Source organism: Stenotrophomonas sp. AC248 (assembly GCF_979258185.1).
Map to the genome: position 1 here is coordinate 4,579,622 of NZ_OZ409840.1, position 20,712 is coordinate 4,600,333.

Genomic DNA, 20,712 nt, shown 5'->3' on the forward strand with positions numbered 1-20,712 from the left:
AACAGGTCCCGCTACAACTGTCGCAGATTGCGACACTGGAGAAACAGGTGTCCCAGCAGCCGCTCCTGCACCGTGTCGGCAATGCGCGTCGTTCGTTCTTCGAGCGCGGCGCGACGCCGGTCGGCATCGTGCCCGACACCATCCTGCAGTCGTGGCAGCGCTGCCTGCGTGGCGGGCTGTCGGTGGATGCGCAGCCGGAGGTGGAGCCGTTGCCGGATGCACGCCTGCGCGAACTGCGCGAGCGCCAGCAGAAGCTGTGGCGGCTGGCCCGCCCCGAGCTGGACGGGCTGGCCGCCGACATCGCCGCCGCCGGCAGCATCGTGCTGCTCACCGATGAAGACGGCTGGATCCTGGATGCCGAAGGCAGCCCGGGTTTCCTCGACAAGGCCGGGCGCGTGGCCCTGATGCCGGGCGTGCGCTGGGACGAGACCACGGTGGGCACCAACGCCATTGGCACGGCCATCGTGGAAGGCCGCTCGGTGGAAGTGCGGGGTGGCGAGCACTACTTCGCCCCGCACGGCATCCTGACCTGCTCGGCCACGCCGATCTTCGACCCCTACGGCCAGCGCGTGGGCGTGCTGGACATCTCCGGCGATGCACGATTGCAGCACCTGCACGCGCGGGTGCTGGCGCGGCAGGCCGTGGCGCACATCGAGCACCGCTACTTCGACGCGGGGCTGGCCGACTGCGAACTGGTGCGGCTGCACCACGACCGCACCCTGCTGGGCACCCCGCGCGAAGGCATCCTGGGCTTCCGCGGCGGCCGCCTGGTGGCTGCCAACCGTACCGGCCTTGCCCTGTTCGGGCTGGAGCATGCCGATATCGGCCATGCGCCGTATGCCGCGCTGTTCGATGGGCCGTTGGCGCGCCTGCATGACGACGGCGCGCTGATCGACCGCCAGGGCCGCGCGCTGTACGGCCAGCTGGGCGACGGCCAGCGCGCGCCGGTGCGGGGCCGTGCGGATGCGCGGCCGGCAGCACTGCCGATGGGATCACGCCGACCGGCGGCCACTGCGGTGGATGCCACCCCGCTGTTCGATGCCGACCAGCAGCGCGCGCTGGACCGCGCCTGTCGCGTGCTGGATGCGCAGTTGCCGGTGCTGCTGCAGGGTGAGACGGGCACGGGCAAGGAAGTGTTTGCCCGCGAACTGCACCGGCGCAGCCTGCGCGCCGATAAACCCTTCGTCGCGGTCAACTGCGCGGCCTTGCCGGAGGGCCTGATCGAGGCCGAACTGTTTGGCTATGAGGAAGGCGCGTTCACCGGTGCCCGCCGCCAGGGCAGCACCGGCCTGCTGCGCCAGGCGCAGGGCGGCGTGCTGTTCCTGGACGAGATCGGCGACATGCCGTTGGCGCTGCAGCCGCGGCTGCTGCGCGTGCTGCAGGAACGCACGCTATCGCCCCTGGGCGGCGGCAAGCCGGTGCAGCTGGATTTCGCGCTGATCTGTGCCACCCACCGCGACCTGGACCTGGCCATGCAGGCGGGCGATTTCCGCAGCGACCTGTACTACCGCATTGCCGACCATGCGGTGCCACTGCCGGCGCTGCGTGACCATCCTGATCGGGCCGAGCTGCTGTGCGGCCTGTGGCAGCGCCTGGGCCAGGGCCGCACGCTGGCCGACGCCGCGTTTGCCGCACTGGCCGCGTATTCCTGGCCGGGCAATCTGCGCCAGTTGTGCGCGTGCCTGCGCACGCTGGTGGCATTGAGTGAGCCTGGCGAGGTGATCGCCCTGGATGCTCTGCCGGGCTACGTGCGCGTGCCGCTGAGCATGCAGGCCCCTGCCCCGCACGCCGATGCCGGCGCGCTCGACGCGATCGCCGAATCCGCGATGCGCGCCGCGCTGGCCGATGCCGGCGGCAACGTGGCGCAGGCGGCGCGCAGGTTGGGCATCAGCCGCAGCACTCTGTACCGCAGGCTGGGACGTCCGGTCCGCTGAGCATCAACGCGATGCCGGTACCAGGTCGAAGTTGTTGGCCTGGTACTGGAACAGCAGGCAGTCGGTGCCGGCCTTGCACCCGCTCTCGTGCACCCGGTTGGCTGGCAGGCTGTAGTAGGAGCCGGCCGGATACAGCACTTCCTTGCCATCGATGCGCGCATAGAACGTGCCGCTGAGCACCACCGTAGGCAGCGTCTGGCTGTGCGTGTGCAGGCCGTTGTCGGTGCCTGCCTTGAAGCGTACGAACGCCGAGTAAAAGCCCTCGCCATCGCTGAGGATGTTGCCCTGGGTATTGGCGTAGCTGACCGCGCCCTGGGTGCCCGGCACGTCCTGCCAGTGCAGCTGTGCCGACGGCAACGAGACCAACGGGTCGGTGCCGGTCGTCGGGGCGGGCGGGTTGGCGGCGCAGGCGCTGCCGGCGAGGGTGATCAGGGTGGCTAGGGCAAGGCGGTGGGTGAGGATCATGCGGGGCTCCCGGCTCGGTTGAGGAGGCGCCACTGTAGGAGCGCCACCCTCTCGCAAACAGCCACGCGCGCAGACACCACCTGTGCGGAATGCGCACAGGTGGCGCCCTGCGTGACCTATCCGGCCAGCACCGACGCCTGGTGTGCCAGCTGTTCAATGCCGGCCCAATCCCTGGCCTGGATCAAGGCCCGCGTGGTCAGCCATGACCCGCCGACGCACAACACGTTGGGCAGGTGCAGGAACTGCGAGGCGGTCTGCGCGCTGATCCCGCCCGTGGGGCAGAAGCGCACGTCGCCGAACGGCCCGTTCCACGCCGACAGCATCGCTGCGCCCCCGGCCTGCACCGCCGGGAAGAACTTGAAGGTATCCAGGCCGTGCTCCAGGCCCAGCATCAGCTCGGACGAGGCTGCGCACGCCCGGCAGGAACGGCAGGTCGGTGTCGCGCGCGGCGGCGTACAGGCGCGACGTGGCACCCGGCGACACCGCAAACCGGCCACCCACCTGCTTGACCTGTTCCATCTGCGCGGCGGTCAGCACGGTGCCGGCGCCCACCACCGCATCGGGCACGGCCTCGACCATCGCCTTGATGGCGTCCATCGCCACCGGCGTACGCAGCGTCACCTCGATCACCGGCAGGCCACCGTTGAACAGGGCGCGCGCTACCTCGACCGCATCGTCGATGTTCTCGGGGGTGAACACCGGAATCACCGGGGCCAGTTTCAGGACAGCACGTACACGTGGATCAGCGCCGGACATCGAATCGCTCCTCGCCCGTCAGGGCCATCACGTCAGCCTCGCTGACAGGGTTGAAGTCGCCCGGAATCGAATGCTTGAGGCAGGCCGCAGCCAGGCCGAAGCGTACGATCGCCTCCGGTGCGAAGCCGCGCATCATGCCATGCAGGATGCCCGCGGCGAAGGCGTCGCCGCCGCCGATGCGGTCCACGATGCCGATCATCTCGCGGGTTGGCGCTACCGCGCGGGTGCCATCGCGGCCGACCAGCATCGCCCCGAGCGCGTGGTTGTCCACACTGTGCGGCGTGCGCTGGGTGCAGGCCATCCACTGCAACCGCGGGAACGCGGCGAACGCCTGCGCGGCGGCCGCATCGACACGCTCACGCACATCGGCCTGCTCGAATTCACCGCCGAGCACCACGCCGATATCGCGGTAGTCAGCGAAGACCAGATCGGCGCAGGCGAACAGCTGGCGCAGGATGCCGGGCGCATCGCCCTGCCAGCGCGCCCACAGCGACGGCCGGAAGTTGCCATCGAAGGACACCCGCACGCCACGCGCGCAGGCCGCCTGGGCGGCCACCAGCGTGGCCTGGGCCATGGCCGGGTTCAGGGCGGGGCTGACCCCGGACAGGTGCAGCCAGTCTGCGCCATCCAGCAGCGCGTCCCAGTCGTAGTCGGCCGCGCTGCCGCAGGCGAATGCCGAGTCGGCGCGGTCGTAGACCACTTCGCTGGCGCGCTGTACCGCGCCGGTGGTGAGGAAGTAGAGGCCCATGCGGCCGGGCCGAACCTGCACGTGGCTGGTGTCCACGCCATGCCGGCGCAGCTCGCCGCTCACGAACCGGCCCAGCGGGTTGTCCGGCAAGGTGCTGACCATCGCCACCGCATGCCCCAGGTGGGCCAGCGACACGCCCACGTTGGCCTCCGCGCCGCCAGCATGCACCGCCAGCTGCGCGCTCTGCAGCAGCAACTCGCGGCCGGGGGCGCTCATGCGCAGCAGCAACTCTCCGAAACAGACAACACGACTCATGGCGGTGGATCCTTGTGAAAGCGAGGGCGCCTGCGGGAGCGCCCGGATGGAATGGCTAGCGGTGTCATTCTAGCCTTGCGGCGCCTGCCGTCTACCGGCTGGAATGTCGAAAGCATTGTCCCGCAAGCCTCCGGGGGACATTGAAAATCTGTTGCGCTGCAAGATGCTCCTTCTGGAACGGGCTGTTAACGTCCGCCCTGACCAGCGGTGTCATTGCACTGACATGTCGCCGGATAGCTGTTTCATGTAGCACCTTGGGAGAGGGAAAACATGCAATCTCGAAACATCCAGAAAAAGACACCGGTTACCTTGCTTGCCCTGTCGATCGGCCTGGCGCTGAGTGGTACCGCGCTGGCCCAGGAAACCCCTACCGACCTGGACACTGTCACCGTCACCGGCTACCGCGCCAGCGTCGAGAAGGCGCTGGACATCAAGCGCGGCGAAGCCGGCGTGGTCGATGCCATCGTCGCCGAGGATATCGGCAAGTTCCCGGACCTCAACCTGGCCGAGTCGCTGCAGCGCATTCCGGGCGTGGTCATCACCCGTGAAGCCGGCGAAGGCCGCAACATTTCCGTGCGTGGCCTCGGTCCGGACTTCACCCGCGTGCGCATCAACGGCATGGAAGCGCTGACCACGGTCGGCGCCGGTGACCAGAGCGGCGGCACCAACCGCGGCCGCGGCTTCGACTTCAACGTGTTCGCCTCGGACCTGTTCTCGCAGCTGCTGGTGCGCAAGACCGCCTCGGCCGACGTCGAGGAAGGCTCGCTGGGCGCCACCGTGGACCTGCGCACCGCGCGCCCGTTCGACTACGACGGCTTCACCTTCGCCGCCAGTGGCCAGGCCAGCTACAACGCCATGGCCGAGAAGGCCGATCCGCGCGTGGCCGCGCTGATCTCCAACACCTTCGCCGATGGCACCTTCGGTGCGCTGTTGTCGGTGGCCTACTCCGAGCGCCAGGCGCTGGAGGAAGGCTCCAACACCGGCCGCTGGGCCAACGGCCCGAGCAACAGCAACTTCAATGCCGACTCGCCGTTCGCGGAGGCGCGCAACGCCAACGTCTACCACCCGCGCTTCCCGCGGTACGTGCAGATGGAACACGAGCAGAAGCGCCTGGGCGTGACCGGCACCCTGCAATGGAAGCCCACCGACGCCACCGAGATCTCGCTGGACGCGCTGTACTCCAAGATCGATGCCAAGCGCGACGAGCACTACATCGAGGCGATCTCCTTCAGCCGCGCCCGCGATTCGGCCACTGGCGCACTGCGCCGGCCCGAGCGCGACGGCAAGCCGTCCATGATCGTCAAGAACGGCGTGATCGAGAACAACGCGCTGGTGTACGGCGAGTTCGACAACGTCGATATCCGCAGCGAGAACCGCCACGACGAGTGGAGCACCGAGTTCAAGCAGATCGCGCTGAACGGCCAGCACCGCTTTGGCGATGCCTTCACCTTGTCCGGCAAGGTCGGCATCTCGCGCTCCAAGCACGAGAATCCGGTCCAGACCACGATCATCATGGACAAGTATGACGTGGACAACTACAGCTACGACTACCGGGGCAACAGCCGGTTCCCGACGCTGAACTACGGCATCGACCCGACCAACCCCGCTGGCTGGGAACTCGCGGAAATCCGCCTGCGCCCGCAGTACGTGGACAACGACTTCGACACCGGCCAGATCGACTTCAACTGGAACATCAGCCCCGGCTTCCGCCTGAAGGGCGGCGTGCTGGCCAAGAACTACACGTTCAAGACCGTCGAGCTGCGTCGCGGCAGTGAACTGGTGGTGCCCACCTTCGCCGACGGCACCAAGATCGTTCCGGTGGACATGACCCAGCAGGAAGGCCTCAAGGGCATCACCGGCAGCCCGAACAACTGGGTGGTGCCGGACCTCAACGCGGTCGCCAACCAGTTCGACATCTACAGCAACACCGGGATCTTCGCCGTCGCGCCGCGCGCCAACAACGTGCGCAGCGTGGAAGAAGAAGATCGCGGCGGCTACCTGATGGGTGAGTTCTCCACCGAACTGGGCAGCATCCCGTTCTCGGGCAACTTCGGTGTGCGCTACGTGCGCACCAAGCAGAGCGCCACCGGCCTGTCCACGCTGACCACCACCACGATCTCCACGACGGCCAACCGCACCTACGACGACACCCTGCCCTCGTTCAACCTGGTGGCGGAGATCACCCCGGACTTCCTGATCCGCCTGGGCGCGGCCAAGGTGATGAGCCGTCCGGGCCTGGGCAACCTGACCCCGGGTTCCACCGTGGCCGTGGCCGGCTCGGCGCGCACCATCGCCACCGGCAACCCGGATCTGGACCCGATCCGCGCCACCAACGTGGACCTGGGCTTCGAGTGGTACTTCGCCGAAGGCGCGATGGCCGGTGTCGGTCTGTTCTACAAGGACATCGACACCTTCATCCAGACCACGCGCGAAACCCATCCCTACAGCTTCAGCGGCTTGCCCGACGCGCTGCTGATCGGCACCGGCGCCAACCCCGACAGCGACTTCACGTACACCAAGCCGGTGAACACCCCGGGTGGCGAACTCAAGGGCGTGGAAGTCAACTACACCCAGCCCTTCACCTTCCTGCCGGGCAAGTGGTCCAACCTGGGCGTGCAGCTGAACTACACCTGGGTCGATTCGCAGATCCAGTACATCAACTCCAGCGGCCAGCCGGTGCTCAAGGCCGACCTCACCGGTCTGTCGCGCAACTCCTGGAACGCCACGCTGTTCTATGAAGGCAAAGTGTTCTCCGGCCGCGTCTCGGCGACCAACCGCGACGACTACCTGACCCAGGTGACCGGCACCGAAGCGGGCTTCAACCTCGATGGTTACCACGGCATGACCGGTACCACCTTCATCGACGCCTCGATCCGCTACGCGATCAACGAGAAGCTGGAGCTGAGCCTGGAAGGCATGAACCTGACCAACGAAGCCAGCGACGAGTGGGTGTACTCGCCGTCCACCGGTCGTTTGCCACTGCAGTACACCGAAACCGGCCGCCAGTTCATGCTCGGCGTGCGCTACAAGTTCTGATTCACCGGCAGGACCCAGCGGCGGCGTGAGCCATCACGCCGCCGGCTGCGCGCGCCGCCGTCGTTGCCATCCACGCCCGTATCGCATGCAGCCACGCTGCTGCGGCGCAAGATGCCGCCGCGTGAGGGGTTTGTTACGTTTCGGATGACCAACGGTGTCACAGCGGCACATGCGCGACAGACGCTCCGGGGGAGGCCGGACGTCCATGACTCATCACCATCACGCTCGCATGGCGGCGCACCCTGGAAGGAAACACACGATGGATCGACCGTTCTCCTGTAAAAAGACACCGGTTACCGTACTTGCGGTCGCCATTGCATTCGCCCTGCAGGGCACCGCCGGCATCGCCGCGGCCCAGCAGACGCCGGAAGCGGCGGCCGCACTCAACGCGGTGGACCTGGACAAGGTGGAGGTCAAAGCCACCTACCGCGAAAGCCTGCAGCAGTCGCTGGATGAAAAGCGCTACAGCGTCGAGCAGGTGGATGCGATCTACGCCGAAGACATCGGCAAATTCCCCGATCTGAACCTGGCCGAGTCGATGCAGCGCATTGCCGGCGTGTCGATCGACCGCGAAGGCGGCGAAGGCCAGCAGATCTCCGTGCGCGGCCTGGGCTCGGATTTCACCCGCGTGCGCATCAACGGTCTGGAAGCACTCTCCACCGCCGGCAGCGGCACCACCGGGGTCAACCGCAGCCGCGGCTTCGACTTCAACACCTTTGCCTCTGAACTCTTCAGCCGGGTCAAGATCAACAAGACCCAGTCCGCGCAGACCGACGAAGGCTCGCTGGGCGCCACGGTCGACCTGCGCGGTTCGCGCCCGTTCGACTTCGAGGGCTTCCAGGCATCGCTCGGCGGCCAGTACGGCTACAACGAGTTGTCCAGGAACAAAGACCCGCGCATCTCAGGGCTGATCAGCAACACCTGGGCCGACGGTCGCTTCGGCGGGCTGATGTCGGTGGCCTACAGCAAGCGCACCATTTTCGAGGAAGGCTACAACCCGGTCCGCTGGGAGCACGGCAACTACCGCAACTCCAACCAGAGCACCGCGGCCAACAACGGCACCTACGGTTTCTGCAGCCCGGCCGGCTACGACCCGCAGACCCCGCGCAACCCGCTCGCCAATGAAACCGCCGCCGGTGTGGGCAGCGCCGCCAACCAGGCGCGCAGCAACGGCTGGGGCAGCTACGGTATCGACGCCACCCACTGCGGCCCCGGCCTGGACCGGCCCGCCGCCACGGCCGAAAACATCGCTGCCTACGAGACCGCGACCAACGCGTGGATCCCGCGCTACCCGCGCTACGTCCGCACCGAACACGAGATCGAACGCCTGGGCGTCACCGGCGCGCTGCAGTTCAAGGTCAGCGACGACACCCAGTTGAACCTGGACGTGCTGTATTCCAAGCTCGACAAGGACGTGCGCGAAGACTCCATCGGCGCCAACCTGCACCGCACCGCGCAGTACGGCGGCAAGACCCAGATCGTGGTCCGCGAGGCGCAGGCCGACGCGCAGAACCGCCTCACCTACGGCGTGTTCGACAACGTGGACTTCCGCACCGAATCCACCGCGATCGAAGAGAGCACCGAGTTCAAGCAGTTCAGCCTGAACCTGGAACACCGCTTCAACGACGCGGTGCGGCTGGACGCGGTGGTCGGCCATTCCGAGTCGAACTACGCACGACCGGTGTTCTCGATGGTCAGCTTCGACAACAGCAACCTGGACGGCTTCGTGCTGGACATGCGCAACGGCAAGGTGCCGGCGATGTCGTTCCCGTTCGACCTCAGCGCCGTGGACAACTGGCAGTGGCTGGGCTATGGCAGCACGCCGGTCAATGCCAACGGCACCGCGCGCGGCGGCAACATCAGCGAAGTGCGTTTGAACCCCCAGTACGTCGACAACGCGTTCGACACGGCCAAGGTGGACCTCACCTTCGTCATCAATCCCACCTTCACCCTGCGCGGCGGTCTGGCCTACAAGGACTACGACATGAGCACGCAGGAGTACCGCAACATCAGTTACGGGCGCCTGTCGCAGGCGCTGCCCGACGGGGTCACCGTGGGCGACCTCAGCAGCTCGCTGAACGGCTTCGGCAAGGGCATGGATGGCAGCCTGCCCAACGCGTGGCTGGTGCCGGACTTCAAGCAGATCGCCAACCTGCTGGACATCTACTGCAACTGCAACACCGGCACCCTGGGCGGCGACTACCGGCTGGCCAGCGTCGGCCACTTCGGCGCGTCCAACAACAACTTCGACGTCAACGAAAAAAGCTACGGCAGCTACCTGCAGCTGGACTTCAACACCGACCTGCTGGGCCGCGCGTTCCGCGGCAACCTGGGCGTGCGCTACGTGCAGACCCGCATCACCGCCGATGGCTATGCGCCGTGCACCGCCACCAACGCGAACGACCTGTCCTCGGCCTGCGCACCGTTCTTCGGCGTGGCCAGCGCAACCGCCGACCCCGGCGAGCGTCTGCAGGTCGGCACCCGTGTCGGCCACAAGTACGACGACTGGCTGCCCTCGTTGAACCTGGCCTGGGACCTGACCGACACCTTCGTGCTGCGCTTCGGCGCGGCCAAGACCATGGCCCGCCCGACCCTGTCCAACCTGTCGCCGAGCGTCAGCGGTGGGCCCACGGCGTATTTCGACGACGACCGCGCGTACTCGATCAACCTGGGCAACCCGAAGCTGGATCCGTTCCGCTCGACCAACTACGACCTCAGCGCGGAGTGGTACTTCGACGAGGGCGCGCTGCTGTCGGCGGCGGTGTTCTACAAGGACATCGACAGCTACGTGCAGCGCACCCGCCTGATGACCACCTGGGCGGACATGGGCTATTCGCTGGATCTGCTGCCGACCGGCTTCAGCCCGGACACCGTGTTCAACGTGCAAAGCTACTTCAATACGCCCGGCGGCCCGCTCAAGGGCTACGAAGTGTCCTACCAGCAGCCTTTCAGCTTCCTGCCCGGCTTCTGGCGCAATTTCGGCGTGCAGCTCAACTACACGCACGTCGAATCGAAGATCAAATACATGTTCAGCTCGGGCACCGGCAGCACCATCGTCACCACCTACACCGAGAACGACCTGCTGAACCTGTCGCCGAACTCGTACAACGCCACGCTGTACTACGACGACGGCCGCTTCAGCGCCCGCGTGTCCACCAGCTACCGCGACGCGTACATCAGCACCATCCTGTCGCAGGAAAACGTATGGGACCTGGACGGCAAGCAGCTCGCCACCGCCGATGTGCAGGGCAAGTACAGCGTGGAGAACGTGGACTTCAACATGTCCTACAAGGTCAACAAGAATCTCTCGCTGACCTTCGAAGCGATCAACCTGCTCGACACCGCCGATGAGCGCTACGTCGATTCGGCGTTGTCGCTGCCCGACCGCTACACGCACACCGGGCGGCAGTACTACCTCGGCCTGCGCTACAAGTTCTGACCGTGCTGCGCCTGCCGCCACCTGTATCGCGCCCGTCCCCGTCCTTCTCTCCGGGATGGCGGGCGCGGTGCGGGGGCGGGAGGCCACCGTGAGCCGCTGACGCCCGCTGGTGGTTCCGCTGTACTGTTTCTGCTGTCGAAAGGAAGGTCCCATGCATCGCCCTGTCGCCCCCTTGATCCGTCCCTCCCGCCTGTCGGCCAGCCTGCTGGCCCTGCTGCTTGCGGGCAGTGGCACCGCCTGGGCGCAGACCGCCCCGCAGCTGCTGTTCCACGTCTCGGCCGACCAGGGCCTGCAGGCCGACACCGCCGCGGGCGATCCGGTACCGAACTTCGTGGACAAGGTGAAGCGGGTGCCGAACGGGGCGCACGGCAGCGCCATCGAATGGGCGGATGATGGCGTGTTGTCGTGGAATGCGCCGGGCAACATCCAGGCCCAGCGCGGCACGTTGGGCTTCTTCTGGCGCTCCCGCTACGCGGTGGGCGAAGCCCCGTTCGTGATCTTCCGGGTCGGCTATGCCGACCACAGCAGCTGGGACATGGCCTGGCTGCGCATCGACTGGAACGGCCACGGCTTCGATGCGTTCGTCACCGATGCCAACCTGGCGCGTACGCGCGTGTCATTCAAGCTCGACCAGAACCCCTCGCCGCAGCAGTGGCAGCACATCGCCTTCGGCTGGGATGAAAACCACGGCGTGCGCCTGTACGTGGACGGCAAGGAGGTCGCCCGCCAGGAGACCACCGCCGACTACGACGCCGCACTCGATCAGCTGGGCCTGGCCGCGCGCGTGATGGCGCCCTACCAGGTGCAGAGCCGCTACAACTTCCTGCGCGGCAGCGACTTCGACGAGATCCGCGTCTACGACCGCCTGCTGGATCCGGCCGGTATGGCCGCCCTGGCGCGCAATGCCACACCCGCCACCGCCGTGGCCGTGCCGGACCCGATGCGCGCCTGGCGCCACCGCCATGGCTGGGACGCCACCCCGCCGCCGGCGCTGACCACCACGACCACGACGATCCGCAAGGTCGAGTTCGCCGATACCAAAGACCACAAGCAGTGGATGTGGAAGGCCACCGACGGCATCGCCGAGACCACCTGGCCGGGCGTGTACAACCGCTCGCGCCTGCCGGGCCGCAACGACTACTTCCAGCTGCCCGACTGGAACACCTACGTCGAGGGCGGCCAGCAGCTGGACCTGACCCTGCCGGCCGGTGAAACCGTCAACCGCATCGAAGTGCGTGGCGCCGCGTTCGGCGGGCTCAGCCACAGCGCCGATGGCCAGCCGCCGCAGACCCTGTTCCAGCGCCCGCAGGGCGTGGTGCGCAGCGTGAACGCCATTGCCGCCCAGACCGGCGGCGTACTGCACTTCCGCAATACCGAACAGGAAACCCCGATCCAGGAAATCTGGGCCTACCAGGTGAGCGATGCCGCCGAGCCGGAGGGCACGGTCAAGCAGCGCTACCTGGTCGACAGCCAGGCCCTGCCGGACTACACCAACATCGCGGCACTTCGGGAGTACATCGACGGCCGCTACCCGGCCGCCGAACGCAGCACGGTGATGGCGTTGCCCAAGGGCGCCGGCGCGCGCCGGCGCACGGCCGATACGCTGCCCGCGCAGCCGCTGCCGATCGTGCACGTGCTGATTCCCTCCGGCGTCAGCGATGCCCCGGCGGCACAGCCGCTGATCCGCAGCTGGGCACACAGCTGGGAGAACATGCACGATGGCCTGGACGGCGTGGCCATCGACCTGCCCGCGCTGGACCTGCCCGCCACCCACGACGGGCTGATCCCACTCAACATCCGCATCAAGGACCCGATCTGGCCGGCGCGCGACATGATCGACGTGTCGGTGTCGGTCAAACCGGGGCAGAAGCGCACGCTGTGGCTGGACCTGCGCGACCGCATCCTCACCGCCGACAGCCTGTGGATCTCCATCGCATCGGCCGCGCCCGGCTTCGACGCCGCGTCGCTGGACGGGGCGGAGATCCGCATGGTCTACAAGGACCGCGAGGAGGCGAAGAAGGAGCACATCGCCGACCGCTTCAACCAGGCACGCGACAACTGGGGCTTCCTGGTCGAAGAACACACCACGTCCAAGCGGCAGCGCCTGTACGCGCGCGTCTACGCCGACCTCAGCGACCTGTTGCGGGTTGATCCGGACCACGTCAACGGCCGCCTGTACTGGAACTACATCAGCTACAACAGCCAGGGCAAACCGCCGTTCACCCAGCCGCAGGCGCCCAAGGGCGTGCCGCAGTGGGCGTTCGCGCAGACCGAAGACCTCAAGTACGTGCGCCGCTTCATCGACTGGTGGATCGACAACCGCCAGATCGCCTACGGCGACTTCGGCGGCGGCATCTCCGACGATTCCGACCTGACCCAGCAGTGGCCCGGCCTTGCGCTGATGGGCGTGCAGCCGGACAAGCTCAACGCCTCACTGACCGCGCTGTCCGATGCGGTGTACCGCAATGGCATGTTCAGCAACGGCCTGAGTACCATCGAGACCGACGAGCTGCATGCCTACGAGGAAGGCATCAACACCAACAGCGCGATGCTCTACCTCAACTGGGGCGATCCGCTCACCGTCGAGCGCCTGATGGAAACGGTGAAGGCCTTCGACGAACGCATCATCCTGCCCAACCCGCAGGGGCACCTGCTGTTCTCCAGCAACTGGTTCGGCGGCAACAAGGTCTACCGCGAACCGAACTGGCAGTGGCAGAAGCCGTATTCCTTCCCGGTGCTGCACCCGGCCTTCCTGATGGGCCAGTACAACGCCGACCCGACCGGGCGCAAGCTGGTCACCGGGCTGGCCGACAGCTACCTGGCGCATGCCTACACCGACGACAAGGGCCGCTGGGCGCTGCCGAACGAGATCCACTGGACCACCGGCAAGACCCGCGGCGGTGAGCTCAACAACGGCTCGGGCAGCGGCGACATCATGCATACCTTCTGGGCGGCATGGCGCTGGACCGGCGATGACAAGTACCTCAAGGCGCTGGACTACCGCGTCGAGCGCGGTGGCCCGGGGGCGCTGTCCAACCTGGGCGAGAACTACGTGGAAGCGTTGGGGCGCGCGGCCGAATGGAACCCGCGGTTCATCAGCGACGCCGACGCGGGCAACACCGGCTTCTCCAGCCTGATGGCGTGGCAGGCCACCGGCGACAAGAAATACCTGGCGGCGCTGCACGCCGACGGCATCCAGGCCAAGGCACAGCGCGAGTACATGAATACCGAAGGCCACTGGTGGTCCGACCGTGTCGAGGCGCCAAGCGAATTCCTGCAGCGTGCGCGGCTGGGCGGCATCGCGCTCAAGCGCAACCAGAGCTGGCCGGGCCACACCGTGAGCTGGCGCTTCGCCCAGCCGAACGCGGCCGAACAGGTGGCGCTGCTGGTGCACGCGCCCTCGCCGGACCGCTTCAAGGTGATCGCCTACAACCTGGGCACGCGCGCGGTGGATGCGGAGATGAGCACCTGGAACGTCACGGCCGGGCAATGGCGGATGACCAGCGGCGTGGACCGCGACGGCGATGACACCATCGACGGCAAGGCGACCACGCGGGATCTCACCCTGGAGCGCAGTGCATCGACCACGTTGCGCTTCGCACCGGGCCAGAGCCAGGTGTTCGAGTTCACGCTGGTGCAGGCCGGCACGCCGGTCGAACAGCGTGCGGACCTGGGCATCGGGCGCGGCGATGTGCGCGTGGAAGGGCAGCAGCTGCACGTGACCGTGCACAGCCTGGGCCACGTGGGCACCGGCGCGGGCGTGGCGGTGCTGGAGGATGCCAAGGGCCGTGAGCTGGCGCGGGTTGAGATGCCGAGCCTGCCCGCACCGAGCGACCTGCTGCCGAAGACCACGACCGTGCGCCTGCCGTTGCCGGCCGGGGATCGCCGTGGCCTGCGCGTGCGCGTGATGCAGGCCGATGGCGCGGCGGAAGTGACCCAGCGCAACAACATGGTGACGCTCGACCGGTAGCGCCCTGCCACGCATGGCGGCTTCGGCCGCCGATCACAGCGTGACCTGGCCCTCGATGCAGGTCACGCAGTCGCCGCCGATCCACAGCGCATCGCCTAGCCGCTCCACCCGCAGCCGACCGGCACGCCCGATCGCCGTGCCCTGGCTGATCACATAGCGGTCCGGCGCTTCGCCGGTGGCCAGCAGCCAGCGCGCGATGCCGGCATTGAGGCTGCCGGTGGCCGGGTCTTCCGGTGCGCCGTCGCCGGCAATGAAGGCGCGGCTCTCGTATTGGGCCTCGCTGCCATCGCTGGCGAGCCATGGCCCGAACACACCCACCTTCAGGCCCATCAGCTGCGCATAGTCCGGCTGGACCGCCAGCACCGCGGCACGATCGCGCAGGCGCAGTGCCAGCCAGCCGGTGCCGTTGTCGGCCCAGCGGGCGTCCACCACGTCTTCCGCCGCCACGCCCAGGCCGCGTCGGACGCGCTCACGCAAATCCGGCGTCAACGCCTCGCCCCGCAGCAGCGGCGGCGCCAGGAACGCCAGGCCGTCGTCGCTGCGGCGGATCCGCACCAGCCCAATCCCGCATTCCTGCACGATCTCCGCGCCCTTCGGCACGCCGCCGTTGGCCAGCCAGGCATGGCAGCTGCCCAAGGTGGGATGCCCGGCAAACGGCAGCTCTTCCAGCGTGGTGAAGATGCGCACGCGGTAGTCCGCCTGCGGATCGGTAGGCGGCAACAGGAAGGTGGTCTCGCTCAGGTTGGTCCAGCGCGCAAAGGCCGCCATGCGGGCGTCTTCCACGCCGTCGGCCTCCAGCACCACGGCCAGCGGATTGCCGCGCAGGGGATCCTGGCTGAAGACGTTGACCTGCTGGAACGGAAACGTACGCATGGCGGAACTTCGAAAGGCGGGAACCGGATGATGCGCGCGGCGCAGGCCGCGGGTCGAGCGCGGCCCTAGGCCGCGTCGGTTTCCATCACCTGCACGCGGCGCTGGTACCAGTCGCCTGCGTCGGGTTCGAAGATCGCGCTGCGGGTCATCTCGCCCTCGTACACATGCACCGAGATGGCCAGGCTGTCGTCGCTGGTGTTGCGGATGGTGTGGTACTCGTGCGGCGGGATCAGGCTGCCGGCACTGCCGCAGTCGCCCAGCACCGCCGGTTCGGCACGGAAGCGGAAGCGCTCGCCATCGCGTTCGAGCAGCCGGTACTGGGTGATTTCCAGCTGGCCCAGCCACACCCCTTCCACGCACCACAGCCCGCTGTGGTCGTGCAGCGGCGTGCCCTGCCCCGGCCCCCAGCTCATCGCCACGATGCTGTAGCCGTGCGCGGCGCTGCGATACAGCTCGCGGCGGGCGTAGTGGTCTTCGATGGGATGGTGCACGCAGGCCGGCAGCTGGATGCGGCTGTCGGCGATGGCCTCGCGCAACGCGCTGCGCAGGGTGGCGGCGATCTGCTGCGGGCTCTCGTGCTGCACCGCGTGGTCGATGGCCGCGATCAGTCGATCACGGCCATGGAAGGGCGGGAAGAGATTACGTTGGTCTTGCATGCCCTGAGTCTAGGCCATCGCGGTGAATGTCGTGTTTGATCTGAATCACATCCAATCGCCCCACGATCACCGAAATACTGATCCATTCGAAGGAAATCGTGGGATATGCCTATCGATCACGGGATCAGCAGCGGCCGCAAGGACGGCACCTGCCGGGCCAGTTCCTCGGTCACCAACGTGGCAAACAGCGCCGCGCCGTCCGGGCCCAGGTGGGTGTAGTCGAACGCGACCTTGGCCTGGCCCATCGGCTCTGCGACGGCGTTGTCCTGTGCGGCCGGTGCCCCCGCGACGGGCGCTGCCCCCACCGTCGTGCCGCCCAGCGCCGCGCTGACCTGCGCCGGCGTGGCCGCCGCCTGCGCCAGCGGCATGGCCGCCACCGGTCCCAGCGCCTGCACCACCGCACGGCTGCGGGCATGCAGGTCGACCAGCGGCACCTCCATCTCGCGCGCCACGCTGCGCACGGCCTCGGCCCAGGGCGCCAGATCGTCGATCAGCACGCCATCGGTGAACTGGCGGCGGGTCAGCGGCGTGACCAGCACCGGCTGCGCGCCCGCCGCGCGGATCTCGCGCACGTAGCGGCGCAGGTAGTCCGGGAACTCGCGTTGCAGGTCGGTGGAGCGCCCCGGCTTGCCCGGCTGGTCGTTATGGCCGAACTGCACCAGCACCCAGGTGCGCGCGTAACCGGGCGTGCGCATCTCCGCCTCGGCCAGCGCCCAGGCGCCTTCGGCGCGGTAGTTGTAGGTGCTGCGCCCGCCCCGGGCCAGGTTGGTGCAGGTCAGGAACGAGGTCACGTGGCGCGCGCAGAAGGCCGGGCCCCAGCCCCCCTGCACGGCGGTGGTGGAATCGCCCACCAGCACGATCTTGCTGGCGCGGATCGGCGTCGGTGGCGGACGATCCAGCACCGCCGGATCTGCGGCGGCGTGCGCCGTGCCCAGTGCACCGAACAGCAGGCTGCCCAGCAGCCAGTTCGACGCGCGCATCAGAACGTACCGCGCTGGATGAAGGGGGCCTGCTGATAGAGACGACGCTCGCCGCCACGCGGGTCGTCGGCCTGCCGCGACGCGGCGTCGAACAGCATCGTTTCGCGGCGGGCGAGCGAATAGGTCTGCCAGCGCGGCAGCGCGGCGTGGTTGGGATCGCCGTGGCGGGCGAAGGCGATCAAGGCCTCGCTCATGGTCGCAGCCACGCGCGTGGCCGCTTCGCTGTCGCCGGTGCGCGAGCCGGCGCGGTCGGTGGTGTCAAAGACCAACGGGATGTCCAGCGTGTGGAAGGCACCGAACTTGCCGCCGTCCAACGGTGAGCCCCAGTCCAGCTGATAGGCCCAGGTGGGTGCGCCCTGGCGTGCGCGCGCCTCCAGTTCCTCCACTGCACCGCGCCACGAGCGGCCGGCGGTGGTGGCCGCGAAGAACACCTCCGAGGGCGTGTAGTGCGGATACAGGCGGCGGTACTCGGCGATCACCACCGAGGGCAGCAGGTCCACGTACTGTTCTTTTTCCAGCTTGGACGGCAGCGTCTCCCACGTGAGCGCGAAATTGGCCGGGTCGTTGCCGAGGAAGGCGCGGGTTTCATCATGGGTGTTGCCGATCACCATCGGAATGCCGGCGGACTGCGCGGGCGCCTCCGGCCAGAACGGGTGCACCGGCAGTGAACGCCCGTCGAGCACCGGCCCGACGTAGAGACTGCTGTTCTCCACGCGCGACGGGTCGCGGGCACGGGTGGCGGCCAGCAGCGCGTCCATCGGCATCGTGCGCAGCGCTTCGGCATCGGCCGCCCCCACCGCCTGCATCGCGATCTGCGCGCGCTGGGTGGCCGCCCGCGGGCCGGCCGCGGTGACCTGCTGCCCACTCATGGTCCAGGCGCGCTGGAACAGGCCACGTGCGGCCGGCATGGCCATCAGCGTGGCGATCTTGGCACCGCCGCCGGACTGCCCCACCACAGTGATGTTGCCGGCATCGCCCCCGAATTCGGCGGCATGCTGGCGCACCCAGTGCAGTGCCTGCACCAGGTCGAGCTGGCCGACATTGCCCGAGTCGGCAAAGCGCGCATCGCCCAGCTGCGCCAGGTACAGGTAGCCGAACACGTTGAGCCGATGGTTGACCGTGACCACGACCACGTCGCCGCGCCGGCACAACGCACTGCCGTCGTACAGCGGGTCGCTGCCGGAGCCGTTGTTGTACGCACCGCCATGGATGTAGAACACGATCGGCCGCTTGCCGCCGTCGCGCAGCGCCGGGGTCCACACGTTGAGGTAGAGACAGTCTTCGCTGCCCGGCCCTTCCTTGCCGGTCTGCGGGGCGGCGTTGCCATAGTCCAACGCATCGCGCACGCCACGCCAGGCCACCTCGGGCAGCGCCGGCTGGAACCGCCGGGGCGCGGTGTCGGCACCATAAGGGATGCCGCGGAACACATTCACCCCCTGCTCGCGTTGCCCGCGCACCCGGCCACTGCGTACGCGGGCCAGCGGCGCGGCGTCGTCGCGCGGCCCAGGCACGCCGGCGAAGGCCGGCAGCAGGGGCAGGCTGGTGGCGCCCAGCATCAGGGCGTAGCGCGCGCTGTCGCGCAGGAAACGTCGACGCTGCAGGTCGGCGGGGGACTCACTCATGGCGCGCGGGCTCCGTGTGGCGCGAAGGGATCCAGCGCAGGGCCAGCTCGGTCCACTGCGCAACGGTCAAACCGGGCGGGATGCGCACGCCGAAGCCGTGGCCGCCCTGCGGGAACAGGTGCATTTCGGTGGACACGCCGGCCCGCAGCAGCGCCTGGTAATAGACCAGGCTGTTGTGCACCGACACCACGGTGTCGTCCTGCGCATGCACCAGGAAGGTGGGCGGGGTATCGGCGCGGACGTGTTCCTGCATCGAGTACTGCTGCTGCAGCGTGCTGTCCGGATGCGGCCCGAGCAGGCGCGAACGCGAGCCGGTGTGTGCATGAGCGCCCATGTCGATCACCGGGTAGATCAGCAGCGCCACATCCGGGCGTGCGCTGAGCGCATCGATGGCGTCGCGGTGCGGGTACACCGGCGTATCGAAGCCGTTGCTCAGCCGCGCGGCGACATGCCCACCGGCAGAAAAGCCCATGACCCCGATACGCTGCGGATCAATCTGCCATCGCGCGGCCCCGGCGCGGATCACCCGCATCGCGCGCTGCGCATCGGCCAGCGCCGCCTGGCGGTCGCTGCGGCCGGCGGGCAACCGATAGCGCAGCACGAACAGGGTGACCCCGCCCTCATCGACAAATGCCGGCACCAGGGCGGTGCCCTCCTTGTCCAGCACGATGCGCTGGTAGCCGCCGCCCGGCACCACCAGCAGGGCGCTGCCATTCGGGCGCGGCGGCCGGTACACCACCAGGTAGGGCGCGCTGATGGTGTCGATGTAACGGTCCGGCAGCGCCGGGTCGGTGCTGCGTTCGATCACGTTGGGCACGCTGGCCGGGCCGGTCTCGCCGGGGACCTGGCCGTGCGGCCACAGCTCGATGCGGTCCGGCGCGCCGGCCGCCGGTTCGGTGGCCGGCACAGAACGTTCGGCCGCGCGGGCCAAGGCGAGGGGACTGGCAAGCAACAGCAGCATCAACAACGGCAGCAACAGGGGGCGGCGCATCCGCATCGGTCCTTTCCAGGTGGGGGTGTACCCCGGATCGTGCCTGACGATGGCGCCTCTGATGCGCTGCACATTGCCAATGACACCGGTTTACCATATACAGCTCATCCAGCCACTGTCGATTGGCAGTGCAACATTTCTCCGGGAGACCCGCTTGAGCAACGACAACGGCAAACAGGACCTGCCAGACCACGGTTTGGGTGAGATCGCCCGCCACTTCGTCGGCGCCCGCCAACAGGGCCGATCCCTGCCGGATTTCCCGGGCACGATCCCCGCCGACCTGGTCACCGCCTACCAGGTGCAGGACCAGGCCATCGCGCTGTGGGGCGACCAGGTAGTGGGCTGGAAAGTGGGCTACATCGCCGCCGAGCGCCGCGATGCCTCGGGCGATGACCGCCTGCTGGGCCCGATTTTCTCGCGCAATCTGCAAAATGCTACCGGTGGAACAGTGGACATTCCGGTGTTCGTCGGCGGCTTCGGCGCGGTCGAGGCCGAGTACGTGATCCAGCTGCAGGAAGACGCCCCGGCTGACAAGCTGCACTGGACCCCCGAAGAGGCCGAGGCGCTGGCTGCCCGGCTGTTCATCGGCGTGGAAGTGGCCAGCAGCCCGTTGGCCACCATCAACAAGCTCGGCCCGCGCGTGGTGGTGTCCGATTTCGGCAACAACAACGGCCTGGTGCTCGGCACCGAGATCGCCGACTGGACCCGCCTGGACGATGCCGACCTGCGTGCGGAAACCCGCATCGACGGTGAGGTGGTCGGTACCGGCGGTGCCACCCTGTTGCCCGGTGGCCTGCGTACCGCCTATGCCTTCGCCCTGGGCCGTTCGGCGCAGCGCGGTAGGCCGTTGAAGGCCGGCGACCTGATCGCCAGCGGCAACGCCACCGGCATCCACGACATTGCCGTAGGCCAACAGGCACTGATCCGTTTCGCCGGTTACGGCGACATTACCTGCAGGGCCATCGCTGCCGGGTAACCGCGCAGCCT

12 protein-coding genes and 1 pseudogene are annotated in these 20,712 nt (G+C 68.1%); 5 read left to right on the top strand and 8 right to left on the bottom strand.

Annotated elements, in window-relative coordinates:
• Positions 1-47 precede the first annotated feature (47 nt).
• Complete coding sequence (locus ACZ0AE_RS20455; protein ID WP_463602021.1) at positions 48-1,934, top strand: sigma-54-dependent Fis family transcriptional regulator; 1,887 nt, start codon at positions 48-50, stop codon at positions 1,932-1,934.
• Between the two features lie 3 nt (positions 1,935-1,937).
• Here the strand turns inward: ACZ0AE_RS20455 and ACZ0AE_RS20460 are convergent, their stop codons facing one another.
• From ACZ0AE_RS20460 to ACZ0AE_RS20470, 3 genes and pseudogenes are all read right to left on the bottom strand, one after another.
• Positions 1,938-2,399: a cupin domain-containing protein gene (locus ACZ0AE_RS20460; protein WP_463602022.1), complete on the bottom strand. Its 462-nt coding sequence runs from the start codon at positions 2,397-2,399 to the stop codon at positions 1,938-1,940.
• 116 nt (positions 2,400-2,515) lie between these two features.
• Positions 2,516-3,155, bottom strand: a pseudogene (gene eda, locus ACZ0AE_RS20465) (bifunctional 4-hydroxy-2-oxoglutarate aldolase/2-dehydro-3-deoxy-phosphogluconate aldolase).
• On the bottom strand, positions 3,142-4,158 hold the full coding sequence (locus tag ACZ0AE_RS20470; RefSeq protein ID WP_448132632.1) for a sugar kinase: 1,017 nt from the start codon (positions 4,156-4,158) through the stop codon (positions 3,142-3,144). The pseudogene eda and the gene ACZ0AE_RS20470 overlap by 14 nt, the downstream one beginning before the upstream one ends.
• Before the next feature lie 270 nt (positions 4,159-4,428).
• On the opposite strand from ACZ0AE_RS20470, the gene ACZ0AE_RS20475 reads away from it, so the two are divergent.
• From ACZ0AE_RS20475 to ACZ0AE_RS20485, 3 genes are all read left to right on the top strand, one after another.
• Positions 4,429-7,194, top strand: coding sequence for a TonB-dependent receptor (locus tag ACZ0AE_RS20475; RefSeq protein WP_038691476.1), 2,766 nt, complete (start codon positions 4,429-4,431; stop codon positions 7,192-7,194).
• A 259-nt stretch (positions 7,195-7,453) separates the two neighbouring features.
• A complete protein-coding gene (locus tag ACZ0AE_RS20480) occupies positions 7,454-10,633 on the top strand; it encodes a TonB-dependent receptor (protein ID WP_463602023.1) in 3,180 nt (1,059 codons plus the stop codon).
• Positions 10,634-10,784: 151 nt separating this feature from the next.
• Positions 10,785-14,603, top strand: coding sequence for a LamG-like jellyroll fold domain-containing protein (locus tag ACZ0AE_RS20485; RefSeq protein ID WP_463602024.1), 3,819 nt, complete (start codon positions 10,785-10,787; stop codon positions 14,601-14,603).
• Between the two features lie 33 nt (positions 14,604-14,636).
• On the opposite strand, the gene ACZ0AE_RS20490 is transcribed toward ACZ0AE_RS20485, so the two are convergent.
• From ACZ0AE_RS20490 to ACZ0AE_RS20510, 5 genes are all read right to left on the bottom strand, one after another.
• A complete protein-coding gene (locus tag ACZ0AE_RS20490; protein ID WP_463602025.1) occupies positions 14,637-15,476 on the bottom strand; it encodes a PhzF family phenazine biosynthesis protein in 840 nt (279 codons plus the stop codon).
• 65 nt (positions 15,477-15,541) lie between these two features.
• On the bottom strand, positions 15,542-16,132 hold the full coding sequence (locus ACZ0AE_RS20495; protein WP_051598945.1) for a cysteine dioxygenase family protein: 591 nt from the start codon (positions 16,130-16,132) through the stop codon (positions 15,542-15,544).
• A gap of 116 nt (positions 16,133-16,248) precedes the next feature.
• On the bottom strand, positions 16,249-17,112 hold the full coding sequence (locus ACZ0AE_RS20500; protein ID WP_463602026.1) for a rhamnogalacturonan acetylesterase: 864 nt from the start codon (positions 17,110-17,112) through the stop codon (positions 16,249-16,251).
• A complete protein-coding gene (locus tag ACZ0AE_RS20505) occupies positions 17,112-18,734 on the bottom strand; it encodes a carboxylesterase/lipase family protein (RefSeq protein ID WP_463602027.1) in 1,623 nt (540 codons plus the stop codon). The genes ACZ0AE_RS20500 and ACZ0AE_RS20505 overlap by 1 nt, the downstream gene beginning before the upstream one ends.
• Positions 18,727-19,725, bottom strand: coding sequence for an alpha/beta hydrolase (locus tag ACZ0AE_RS20510; protein WP_463602028.1), 999 nt, complete (start codon positions 19,723-19,725; stop codon positions 18,727-18,729). Before ACZ0AE_RS20510 ends, ACZ0AE_RS20505 begins: the two co-directional genes overlap by 8 nt.
• Positions 19,726-19,879: 154 nt before the next feature.
• On the opposite strand from ACZ0AE_RS20510, the gene ACZ0AE_RS20515 reads away from it, so the two are divergent.
• Complete coding sequence (locus ACZ0AE_RS20515; protein WP_137191449.1) at positions 19,880-20,701, top strand: 2-keto-4-pentenoate hydratase; 822 nt, start codon at positions 19,880-19,882, stop codon at positions 20,699-20,701.
• Positions 20,702-20,712 lie beyond the last annotated feature (11 nt).